The sequence below is a fragment of the Nemorincola caseinilytica genome (genome assembly GCF_039540515.1).
Lineage (GTDB): Bacteria > Bacteroidota > Bacteroidia > Chitinophagales > Chitinophagaceae > Nemorincola > Nemorincola caseinilytica.
Map to the genome: position 1 here is coordinate 79,659 of NZ_BAABFA010000019.1, position 12,660 is coordinate 92,318.

Annotated in this window: 7 protein-coding genes; all 7 read left to right on the forward strand. The window is 40.9% G+C overall.

The features are described from left to right. The first annotated feature begins 11 nt into the window (after positions 1-11). The 7 genes from ABD843_RS13240 (at position 12) to ABD843_RS13270 (ending at position 11,185) form a co-directional block, all read left to right on the forward strand. Complete coding sequence (locus ABD843_RS13240; RefSeq protein ID WP_345083932.1) at positions 12-4,682, forward strand: strawberry notch C-terminal domain-containing protein; 4,671 nt, start codon at positions 12-14, stop codon at positions 4,680-4,682. Between the two features lie 9 nt (positions 4,683-4,691). Further along, positions 4,692-6,158 (forward strand): P-loop NTPase family protein, encoded by a 1,467-nt coding sequence (locus ABD843_RS13245; RefSeq protein ID WP_345083933.1) that lies wholly within the window; start codon positions 4,692-4,694, stop codon positions 6,156-6,158. Positions 6,159-6,434: 276 nt separating this feature from the next. Next, on the forward strand, positions 6,435-6,638 hold the full coding sequence (locus ABD843_RS13250; protein WP_345083934.1) for a helix-turn-helix transcriptional regulator: 204 nt from the start codon (positions 6,435-6,437) through the stop codon (positions 6,636-6,638). A gap of 1 nt (position 6,639) precedes the next feature. Continuing rightward, entirely contained in the window at positions 6,640-8,562 is a 1,923-nt protein-coding gene (locus ABD843_RS13255) for an HsdM family class I SAM-dependent methyltransferase (RefSeq protein WP_345083936.1), read from the forward strand. Positions 8,563-8,571: 9 nt separating this feature from the next. Continuing rightward, the gene (locus ABD843_RS13260) at positions 8,572-9,663 is read left to right on the forward strand and encodes a restriction endonuclease subunit S (protein WP_345083938.1); all 1,092 of its coding nucleotides are present in this window, start codon (positions 8,572-8,574) and stop codon (positions 9,661-9,663) included. A 1-nt stretch (position 9,664) separates the two neighbouring features. Continuing rightward, positions 9,665-10,132 carry a hypothetical protein gene (locus tag ABD843_RS13265; RefSeq protein ID WP_345083939.1) on the forward strand — a complete coding sequence of 156 codons (468 nt, stop codon included), beginning with the start codon at positions 9,665-9,667 and terminating at the stop codon, positions 10,130-10,132. A gap of 3 nt (positions 10,133-10,135) precedes the next feature. Continuing rightward, on the forward strand, positions 10,136-11,185 hold the full coding sequence (locus ABD843_RS13270) for a serine/threonine-protein kinase (protein WP_345083942.1): 1,050 nt from the start codon (positions 10,136-10,138) through the stop codon (positions 11,183-11,185). Positions 11,186-12,660 lie beyond the last annotated feature (1,475 nt).

Genomic DNA, 12,660 nt, shown 5'->3' on the forward strand with positions numbered 1-12,660 from the left:
CACCAATAATTATGAGTGCATTTGTATTTGCGGTAGAAGCGGAGCTGATGCTCAAAAGGAAACATAACAAACTGTCTATTGAAAAACTGGCGGCATCCTACGGCATTACAGACAAGACGGAAGTAAAGGAGCTGACAGAACTTGCGATTGTCAAGCAGGCAAGAAAGATCGCAAAGGGCGATGAGCCACTAAGGGAACGTTATGAACGGATAGTGGAACTCTACCACTCCCAGGTTAACCTCTCGCACCGGACAAGTCACTCTATTTTACTGCAACAATATTCCACACCTGCACCAATAGGATTTATAGCGGGCATCTTTTGTGGGTTGGACAAACTGCATACCAAGGGCGGGTACGGCTTTGAACCGTCAGCGGGCAATGGCTTGCTGACGGTAGCCGGAAAGCCGGAGCGGATATACGTCAACGAGATAGACCGATTGCGCAACAGCAATCTCAAAACACAGGGATTCGCTAATGTGTGGCAGCGGGATGCCAGTATGCCGTTCTTCGATGTGCAGCGCAATTTCGTAGCGGTCATCAGTAATCCTCCGTTTGGCAGGTTGGACAAGCCCGTATTGTTCGATACTTATCGGATAGACACCCTAGACCACCTCATGGCCTTACGTGCGCTGGAGACAATGACCAATGACGGAAAGGCTGCTATTATCATCGGCGGTCACACCCGTTACGACGATAAAGGCAGGATTGAACGGGGAAGGAACAGGATATTTTTCAACTACCTCTACAGCAGGTATCAAGTAGCGGAAGTGTTACAGATCGACGGACATAAGCTCTATTCAAGGCAGGGTACGGCGTTTGATACCCGCCTTATCCTAATCAATGGCAGAAAAGAAAAACCTGAAGGGGCAGCCCCGGTGCATGACCAGCAAAGGGACGAGGTAGTAAAAACATTCGATGAATTGTACAACCGGGTAACCGGGGCAATGGACATACCGATAGTAAAAGATATGAACAGGTTAAAACAACTGGAACAGGAAGCATTGGCATTACAGGATATGTTTGGGTTTGGCACATTAGGCGCACCCTATATGCCTGCATCCGACAGTTGCGTGGTACTCAATACGCAAGTGCCGGATAGTATGGCATTTGAAACGCAATCTGCCGTAGCACGCATTAAGGAGGAGGTTGGCGGCAACATTGACAACTTTGTACGCCACAGGCTGCAATTTCCTTCCCATGCTTCTCTATGCAAGGCTCTATCAGCGGAGCAAATAGATGCAGTGGCTATGGCTATTTACAATATCGAAGCCCGTGGGCAGGGAATGATAATAGGCGACCAGACAGGCATTGGCAAGGGGCGTATTGCAGCTTCTATGATCCGCTATGCAGTATGCCAGGGATTAAAGCCAGTATTCCTGACGGAAAAGGCTAACCTGTTCTCGGATATATACCGGGATTTGTCGGCTATCGGTTCTGGCAAGTTAAAGCCGTTTATTGTCAATGGCAGGGAGCCAAAGACCGATATTAAAGATGAGGACGGCAATGTTATTTACACAGCTCCGGCGGTAACAGAACAGCAATCGATTTTCAAATCGAGGAAAGTGCCAGAAAAATATGATTTCGTTGTTGCTACCTATTCACAGTTCAACAGCCCTGAAAAGAAGCCCGAAAAGCCCCTGTTCCTGCAAGCGATTGCGGAGGGGAACATCTTCATCATGGATGAGGCGCACAATAGCTCCGGCTCTTCCAATACCGGAGAGTTCTTACAGGGTGTGGTGCGCAATACCAAGGGCGTTGTATTCCTGTCTGCAACTTTCGCTAAAAGACCAGATAACATGCCTATCTACGGTATGAAAACTGCTATTGCGGATTGCAACATGAGCAAGGATGAGCTGGTCGAGGCTATTACGAAAGGAGGTGTAGCCCTTCAGGAAGTATTATCCTCACAACTTGTAGCGGAAGGACAAATGCTAAGACGTGAGCGCAGCTTTGAGGGTGTTGAGGTAAACTATATTTCGCTGGACGAGAAAACGGAGGAACACAGGGCTATCGCAGACAATATCACCGAAGTGCTGCGGGATATTATCGAATTTCAGGGTAGGTTCATCAATGAGGCGGTAGATGAGCTGGATAAGGTAGCGGTAGCTGAAGGAAAGGAAGTTGAGTTGAGGGAAGGGACATCACAGGCTGGTGTGGACAACCAGCCGTACTTCTCCAAGGTATTCCAGGTTATCAACCAAATGTTGTTCAGCCTGAAAGCGGAGGCGGTAGCAGAGCGGGCAATTATGCGGTTACAGGAGGGCAAAAAGCCTGTTATCGCCTTTGCCTCAACAATGGGTAGCTTCATTGAGACACTGGAGAATGAGCAGGGGCTACCCGTATCGGACGGCGATGTTATCAATGCAGATTTTTCAGAGGTATTGAAGCGTGGGCTGGATGGCATTTTGCGGTACACGGAAAAGGACGTAGACGGAAATTCGGTGTACAAGAAGTTCGAGTTATCTGAATTACTACCAGAAGCGCAAGTAGAATACCTGCGTATTGCCGAACGTATCAAATCTGTAGCTACTGGTATCACTATTTCGCCAATAGACGTTATAGTTAAACGGCTTAAAGAGGCTGGATATTCGGTTGCAGAGGTAACAGGGCGCAAGTATGAGCTGCAATTCAACGGCAAGGGCAGTAAAGCCCTGATAGCCTCTCGAAAGAAGCTCAACACGAATGATGCGTTCAGGCAGTTCAACAATAACGAGGTGGACGTGCTGATGATCAACCAATCAGGCAGCACCGGAGCATCCGCTCATGCCATACCAACGGCTAAAGTTCCGGCAACGGAAGTAAAGCAAAGGGTAATGATAGTATTGCAGGCAGAGCTGGACATTAATACGGAGGTACAGAAGCGAGGACGCATCAATCGTACCGGGCAGATATTAAAGCCGATATACGACTATGTAACATCAGCCATACCCGCTGAAAAGCGACTAATGATGATGCTGCAAAAGAAACTGAAGTCACTGGATGCTAATACTACCTCTAACCAAAAGCAATCCACCAAGATATTGGACGTGCCGGATTTTCTGAATAAGTACGGTGATAAGATCGTCAAGGAGTACCTGTTAGAATACCCGGATATTAACCGATTACTGGATGACCCATTGAAGCTGGAGGATAGCAAAGCAGACAGCGACAGCAATACTACAGCCATTGAAGATGCAGCGCACAAGGTCAGCGGACGTGTGGCGGTACTCTCTACCAAGATGCAGCAGGACTTTTACAACGAGGTAGCGGAACGCTATAACGATTACGAGGCTTACCTCCGGCAGGTTGGCGAATACGACCTTGAGGTTGAAGCCATGAACCTCGATGCAGAAACCATTAACTCCCGCATCGTGAAAATGGGTAAAGGATCAGACAGCGCATTTGGTGAAGACAGCATTCTGGAAACGATACGGGCGAACGTGCTGAAAAAGCCGTTTACACGGGCGGAACTCGGCAACCTGCTCAATGAAAGCCTGAAAGACAAGGATGCCATTACACAGCAAAAGGAGCTGACAGATGAATACCAGAACGAGAGCAGGCGAAAGTTGTTTGAAGAGGAACAGGACGTTGTTACCAAGTACGAGGAACTGATAAAGAACGTACCCAATGAAAAGAAAATCAGGAAGATAGCCGGGGAACAGGAAAGGGAAAAAACAATACGGGAGCGAGAGAACGAGTTAGCGACCGCAAGGGAAGGGCAGCTAAAAATAATCAGGACAAAGGCGCATAACAGGTCACACAGCCTGGAGAAGATATTCAGGTTCTTCTATGTCGGCAGGAACCTCCGCTACCCCATAGAGACGTTCTCTTCCGGCAATGAGCTGGTGCCAGCGGTTTTTATCGGTTATGGTATAGACCGGAAGAAAAAGAACCCTTATGCACCATCTCAGATAAAGCTCCGGTTTGCGATAGCTAATAGCAGCAAATACCTGTCTATACCTGCTTCTTATTCGCAGGATATAATGGCGATCATCGGTGCAAGCTCTGATGTGTCCCAACCGGATAAGGAAGGTTTGCTCACACTATGGGAGGATTACACCCGGCAAAATCATGTGGACAGGAAAATCCGGCACACGATCACCGGGAACCTATTGCAGGCGTTCAGTGACTTTAAGGGCAAGCTGGTTAGTTATACCACAATTGACGGCAAGACGGTCAAGGGCATTCTGATGCCGGAAAACTGGAATCCGGGGGATGAAGTGCAGGACAAGGTAGTTGTGCCGATCATTAAGGCGTTGCCCCTGATAAAATCGCTTGTCAATGGTGGCCACATTGTTACCAGCAATGGTATTTCGTTTTTCCGGCAGGGCGGCTACTTCAAGGTGATTGTTGCCGCATCGAGGGCAAAGGGTGGCGACATCTATCTCGACAAGGAAATTCTTGAAGTGGTCGAAAACAACAACTTTGAAAAGACCTCTGATAAAATGTATGCGATTGTCACAGAGGGAAATATCGGCAGGCTGGTGGAAATACTGCAAGCCAACCATAGTTGCGCCGTCACTGTTAACTTGGCACAGTTCAGGCTGATCGGCAGCGAAAACCAACGGTACAGCTCACGGAGAAAGATTGACATACCGGAAGCGATGCCTGATTTGCCTGTAAAAGAGGAAAGCAACATCATCTTCTTATTGGAGTTGGAAGCGGAAGCACTCGCATTGGAATTGGAATTACTCGCAGCTTAAAACACAATTATGATCACAGTTCAGAATTATCACGATAAAATAGCACAGGTTGATTTCAGTACCATGCCGGAGGCAATACGCAAAGGGCATGAGTTCGTAAAGAAGGTAACCGGCAACGGCGCACATTGGGATAACTACCACGCCAGCGATACCATTAAGAAGACCATAGACACCTACTTTGAGAAGCTGTCTGCTCACCTGAAGAAAAGCGGTAAGCCGACACACAAGGTGAACCGCTTTAACAAGGCTTCCAACAAATGGGAGGATGCTGAACCAAAGAAACAGAGAAAGTCGGCTGCAAAGTCTAAGCAGCCCGATTTGTACCAGCCATCATTAGTAGAGCGTATTCCTGAAGAGTTACGCTTTATCAGGCGGTTTGTCAACCTTAATGGTAAAGCTAAAAGCAAGGACGATATTCTGCGCTTCATTAATAGCCTGCAAAAAGCCATATTGGAAAAGAAGATACGCAAGTCATCCGTGCATGTCGAGCGTATAAAGTTCGTACAGGACACGCTTATTCAGGCGTATAATGAAATGGGTAAAACGATAACTATCGCCCTGCAGCCGGACACCCTCGAGGCATTGAGGAAGGCTGCCAATGACGAGAAGGTATTGCCTTCTGTCGGCTTTATCAAGCGGTATATCAATCTGAATGGAAAGGCAGGCACAAAGGATAAGGCACGGCTCCTGCTCGGACAGATCAATAGGGCATACCAGAAGGGTAAGGTAAATGACAGAGACCCGTATGTTGTGGAAATGTACGAGATCAAGAAGAACCTTGAGCAATTTTTGTCGGATAAGTCCATTAAAACCCTTGCTATTGAAAAGAATACCCTGAACGGTTTGCATGGTATTGTCAACGGTTGCTCCTGTCAAAATCTGAACGGATTTGATGGGGATGAAGAAAGTGGCAGCTATGAAAAACCTGCAGTTATGAACAGCATGGACTTTGCCAATATGCACTTTGATACGCTTGGGTTTAAAGGAAAATGGCTGGAGCTGATCGGCGACCCGTCTACGAACTTTTCGCTCATGGTGTATGGCAAGCCGAAAATGGGGAAATCATACTTATGCGTTGATTTCGCTGGCTACCTGGCTCGTAACCACGGAAAGGTTCTATACGTTGCAAGGGAAGAAGGGCTGGATAAAACCCTACAGGACAAGCTGAACGATAAAGAAGTGAAGCACCCGAACCTGTATGTTGCAGCTAACATCCCTGCAAGCCTGACCTTTTATGATTTCATCTTTTTGGACAGTGTTAACCGCTTGGGGTTAAAACCGGAAGATTTGAACAAGTTAAAGGCTATGTACCCCGATAAATCCTTTGTATTCATTTTCCAGACCACAAAGGAAGGAAAATTCAGAGGTGCAAATACATTCCAGCATGACGTAGATAGCGTGGTAGAACTGCCGGAAAAGGGAAAAGCTGTACAGTACGGGCGATTCAATGCCGGAGGGGAGATGCGGATTTTCTAGGTATATTTTTGCCGTTTTCTTAGTGATAGGGTTAATAGGGGCTGGCCTGTTTTCAGGCTGGCTTTTTTTTAACTATCTCAGCAAGTCAACACTTAGGAGAGTTGTTCGGACGGCAATTACCGGGTAAACTGTTTTTGCCATTTACAATTTAATAAATCCAGCTTCAAAGATGCTTTTTAGGATTTTAATATCCATGTAGGCTCACTTCGTAGCCAAGGCTTTTAAACTGACATTAATTATAGTATTTTGCACGAAATGCGTACTAAATAGCACGAAATGAAAATCAATAGGCTTAAAACAGCATTGACAGAACAATCAAGAACTAGTAGGTGGCTTGCTAAGGAGTTAGGCAAAAGCCCAAGTACAGTTTCTCGCTGGTGTACAAATGAGGTACAGCCTTCGATTGAAACTCTATCAGAAATCGCTAGGCTTTTGAAAATTGATGTAAGAGAATTATTAAATCCAACAACACAGAACTAAGATGGCAAACGAACGTGTACTAGACTTTTTTATTGGTGGACTATTAAAAAGCGCTAATATAAAATACACTCCAAATGGCAGTGACATTAAAGAGATACAAACAGCATTGAAAACAGCCTCAAAAAAGGGTACAAGCAAAGTTGGATTTCCTGAATTTACTGCAAAAGTCGGCAATTTTATACTTGTTATTGAGAACAAGGCTGATATGGAAAAGCAAGCCGTTTATGATGATGAGAAAAGAACAATATTGAGTAATTCTATAAAAGCACTAACTGACTTTGCCGAAAACGGTGCCTTGCATTATGCACAACAAATTATTCAAAAAACAAATTTTAAAAAGGTTTTTGCTTTTGGTTGTTCCGGTGATGAAAAACATCACACGATACGGCCAATTTATGTAGATGAAAACTCATATCGTCTGTTAGAACCTATCCAAAATTTTGAAAACTTCAATGAAAAAAATGTCGAGCAATTTTATCGAGAACAGGTTCTCGGAGAAATGCCGCCGAAAATCTTGGAAAAGGACGGACTTATAAAAAAGGCAGGGGAATTGCATGAAGCATTACGCAATTACGGACAGTTGGGCGATAAAGAAAAGCCTCTTGTGGTATCAGCCATATTGTTAGCCTTACAGGACGAGAATTTTGACATTAATAGTCTTAAAGGAAATGCTACTCAAACCGATGGGAATAAGATATTTACTTCAGTACGAAATTTCATGTTGAAAGTTGATGTTTCCCCGGAAGTCAAGCGGGACAAAGTATTGCGCCAGTTTAATATTATTAGAGACCGAACAGTGCTCAACCAGATAGATGATAGACTAAAAAATCCAAATAAGAAAAATGAGCTGGCTAAAACACCTTTACGATATTTTACAGAATTCATAAAAGAACATATTCTTGATTCTATAAAAGCCAATGCTCATCAGGACGTACTGGGGCAATTTTATGGAGAATTTATGAGGTATAGCGGTGGTGACGGGCAAACATTAGGCGTTGTCCTTACTCCAGATCATATCACTGAATTATTTTGCGACCTAGTACAGGTACAGCCAGATGATATGGTATTTGACCCCTGTTGCGGAACAGGCGGATTTTTAGTCGCTGCCATGCACCGAATGGAAAATTTAGCTAAAACAGAAAAAAAGAAGAAACATATAAAATCTCATCAATTACACGGAATAGAGATTAGAGAAGATATGTTCGCTATTGCAACAACCAATATGATTTTGCGGGATGATGGTAAAAGCAATTTAGTTCCTGATAATTTTCTAAACAAAACAGTGGCAGAACTAAGAGCAAATAAATATACCGTAGGTTTTATGAACCCGCCGTATTCACAAGCAAAAGGGAAAGATACCGCTCATCTTTCCGAAATCCATTTTATTGAACACTTACTAGATTCACTGGCAAATGGGGGAAGGTGTGCAGTTATTGTTCCGCAATCTACTATGGTAGGTAAAAGTAAAGTCGATAACCAGGTAAAAAAGCGCATCCTGCAAAACCATACCCTCGAAGGTGTGATAACGCTTAACAAAGAGACTTTTTATCGTATTGGTGTTAATCCTTGTATCGCCATATTTACTGCGCATAAGAAGCATGACCCAAATAAGTATTGTAAGTTTATCAATTTTGAAGACGATGGCTTCTTGATAAGAAAACATATAGGAATTGTAGAAACAGAAGTAGCCAAAGAAAAAAAAGCCCATTTACTTAATATATGGCTGCACGATTCACCAGCTGAAAGTCGTTTTATAGTAAGGACCACTATTGAACCTGAAGATGAGTGGCTTCATTCGTTTTATTATTTTAACGATGAAATTCCCAAAGAAACCGATTTTGAGAAAACAATTGGCGATTATCTCAGTTTTGAATTTAGTATGATTATGCAGGACAGGACTTATTTATTTGAAAATGCAGAATAATAAATAGAGATGGATTTAAAAAATAAAAATTGGAATGAATTCGAGATGGGCAAAATTTTCAAAATTTATGCTACGTCAAGTGGAATTGATAAAAACAAATTAGAGAACCACAACGGAAGGATACCTTATGTTACTCGCACTAATCAAACTAATGGATATGATTTATTTATTGGCAAGCAATTAGAAAAATATCAGGTAAACAAAAAAAACGTTATAACCATCGGCTTGGATACACAAACTATTTTTTACCAACAAACGAATTTTTACACGGGGCAAAATATTCAAATTCTTGAATTTAAAGAATTGAATGAACATGTAGCGATGTTCATAATTCCATTGTTAAAAAAACAAATGATGAAGTTTAACTGGGGTGGAAATGGAGCTACCCTAACAAGACTGAAAAAGGCGAAAATTCTACTTCCTTCAAATGCGGAGGGTGATCCTGATTATGATTTTATGGAGACATATACAAAGCATTTGAAAAGAGTGAAAGAACAGAATTATTTGGATTATATATCCCGTAATATTGAAGGATTAAAAGGAATATCAAAACCAGCTGCTTTAAAAGATAAGAAATGGGAAGTGTTTTTAATAGGAAAGTTGTTTAAGCTAACACAAGGAAAGTCAAAGGGGCTAAACCATCTGAATAGGGTTGAGTACGGCGGAGTTAATTATTTGGGAGCAACCAATAGTAATAATGGAGTAATTGCTTTTATAAAAGAGGAAGCACGTATGCTCCAAAAAGGAAACTGTATTTGCTTTATTAGAAATGGTGAAGGTTCTATGGGGTATGCTATCTATAAAAAAGAGGATTTTATCGCGACATCGGATATTAGCGCTGGCTATTCAAAATTTCTAAATAAACACGTTGGTTTATTTATCACGACAATTGCCGATAAAGTCAGAGGTAAATATACGTTCGGTTATAAACGAAGTGATACAAGGTTGCAAAAGGAAAAAATTCTGCTTCCTGTTCAATCAGACGGTGAACCTGATTATGCTTATATGGAAAACTATATGAAGTATCAGGAATATCAGAAATTAGAACAATACCTGAATTTTAAGTCAAGTGAAGTTACAAATGTGATACAAATTGGATAGTATGCAAAAATCAATAGGGATCAGAGTGACACCGTCAACACTGTATTTCTCAATCGTTTCTTATGAAAATGAGGAGTTGGGAATCATTATAGTAGATAAAATAAATAACCCCAAAGCATTAAATATTCCAGAGCAATTAAAGTTCTTAAGAAATACACTATGCGACATTATCAATGAATTTAGCATTACAAATGCGTGCATTCGAATAACTGAATCAAATGCGCAGTCAATTAATGTCTCTAGAATATATATTGAAGGTGTGATTCAGGAACTATTCGCAAGTTCAACAATCATTAAATACTATGTAGGCCAAATCTCCAACATAAGCGCAAATCTTGGCATAGAAAGGGTACAATTTAAACCCTATGCTGAAGGGAAAGAAGAATTTATGGGATTAAAAAATTGGGAGAAGTATTCGCTAGAAGAACGAGAAAGTTTAATGTCTGCAATTAGTGCTCTAAATATATAAGCAATGCCGTTAGGATTACATACGACCGAACTGAATTTTGAAACCACTAGAGAAATTGGTCAGGAGGGAAAAAATTCTCAAGTTTTTTTGGCACATGATAAACAACTTGATGGGGAAATTGTTGTAAAAAAAATAGAAAAAAGCAAAATTGTCAATCCAACCGAATATTATGAAGAAGCGAAGAAGCTATATGCTTCTTCACATAGTAACGTAGTAAGAGTGAATTATGGATGCTCTGACGCAAATTATATCTATATAGCCATGCCCTATTATAAAAATGGCTCTTTGAAAGCCCTAATTGCGACCAAAAATCTAACAATAAGAGAAATTATCCGTTACTCGATCCAATTCTTATCTGGATTGCATCATATTCATTCAAAAGGCCTAATACATTTTGATGTTAAGCCGGATAATATTTTAATTTCGGATAGTAACGAGGCTCATTTATCTGATTTTGGATTAACAAAAGCAATGAACAATTTTGGTTTTGCATCCCCTGAACAAATTTACAGTAAGCAAATTCCCCCGGAAACTTTTTCAAGCTCAGATAAGACAATCCATTTTGATATATATTTAGCGGGATTAACAATATATAGACTATTAAATGGAGAAGGCCATTTCCATGATCAATTAGGCGTTTTTACAACACAATCTGATTATATAAATGCTGTAACGTCTGGCAACTTCCCTAATAGGAGTAGTTACTTGCCGCATATTCCTCTGAAACTACAAAGGATCGTCAATAAGGCCATAAGTGTAAATATTGCCGATAGGCATCGGACGATATTAGAACTGATAAATGAATTGAGTGATGTTGATGAAAATTTAGATTGGCGATTTTCTCAAACAGGCTCGACGGATTCATGGGAGCGTGATAATGGAACTCATAGATATAATGTGCAAGTCGATTTGGCAGACCCCAAAAATATTAGTATAATTACTACAAAGACCAACAATTTAACTTCCAAATCCCAACGTGAAACAGCTCACTGTCATTCTAATTTGACTGCATCGAACGTTTTGTCTAAAATCAAACAAGCATTGAAGCTTTGAAAATAAAGGCAATAAAGTATAATGAAAACGGATTAACCAGAGCTGAAAATACAGCTCCAAAATTCGTGCTGCCTAAAAACGACCTACATAAAAGCAACATAAAAATTGAGGTGCGAAATCATTATATTAAAGTGTCTAAAAAAGGAAAAAAATAGCACCCTACTTCTCAAGATAAGGTGCTTCTCCACTAGCGGTTACCGGTCAAGATTCAAGCTTGTATTTGCTTTTGAATTGATAAATCTTATAAAAAAAATCCTTGATTTGGTTCGAAGAAATGTCAGTTAGGGGCACACGACCAAAACTTAAAACTCCTGTAAACACTGCGTTTCAGGGGTTTTTTGTTTGTATTTGTAACCAAAGTGTACCCAACGCCAGCTTTTACTCGGTATTGTACCTTACTTGGCTGATAGCGAAATATTGCAAGTAATAGTGCCGACATTTGAGTTCAGCGATCAACTCACGTTTTGCCTATCAATATACAAAGGCCAGGTAAATGATAGCTATTCCATCAAGGTCGCGAACGCTCACCTTTTCTTTATTTTTATTGTTTCTCGCGATCCCGGCCAAGAATGCAGGCTTTATGCCTCGTTCAATTCTGCATGTCCATACATGTTTTTTCTCCGAGAACCGCACCAGTAGCGGCGTTCCGGCGTACTAGCATAGCACGGACGCTGTGCACTCTATCTTACCGGTATAGCGTTTTAAGTATAAATGAGTAAAGATCCCGACATGTGCGAAATAACATTTTGATACGGGAAAATGCATTCAATACCATAAAAAAGTGTGCGATATAGCCTGTCCGAAGGTTCTACGGCACATTTTTTTTACCTGGAAACAAATATTTATTATATCAATTTATTTGATCTTCTGCAGGTAAAACATCAACATTTTGACCCTCCTCAGCTCTCATTTTGCTCTTCCCACCGCCTACATACATAGACAATAAAAACAAATCCATATTATACATTATGCATTATTCATATGGTCGTGTTCCATAGCACAAAATGCGATACTGAAAACAAAATCATACATACAATGACCTTCGTCATGCGAAATTTGCTTTTTGAATAAGGATCGATATTATAGCCGCCTTCGAATATTGATATTTAAAATATTAGAATAATAATAGTTTTTGTTAAAAACTAGTTAATTATAAAAAATAAAGTATATAAGTATTTGTTAGAAAGTGGATGAAAACAAATATTTCTATCAATGCCAATAATAACTCGATAACACATCTGATAAAAATTATTTCATGTAAAATTTAATCAGAAGGTTTTGAAATTCGGAATAGAGTTTTTAGGTTTGTCAAATCGAAAACATTTCATTAACAGTTTAGGCATTTTCATTTTTGTATTTAGAAGAATAACGACTACTTTTTTTTACTTGTATATTTTGTGCGATTTTATTTTACCCCTTCCTACTATGAATGCACAATTAACACCTAGTTAGGGTTTTATTGGGTTTTTACATGC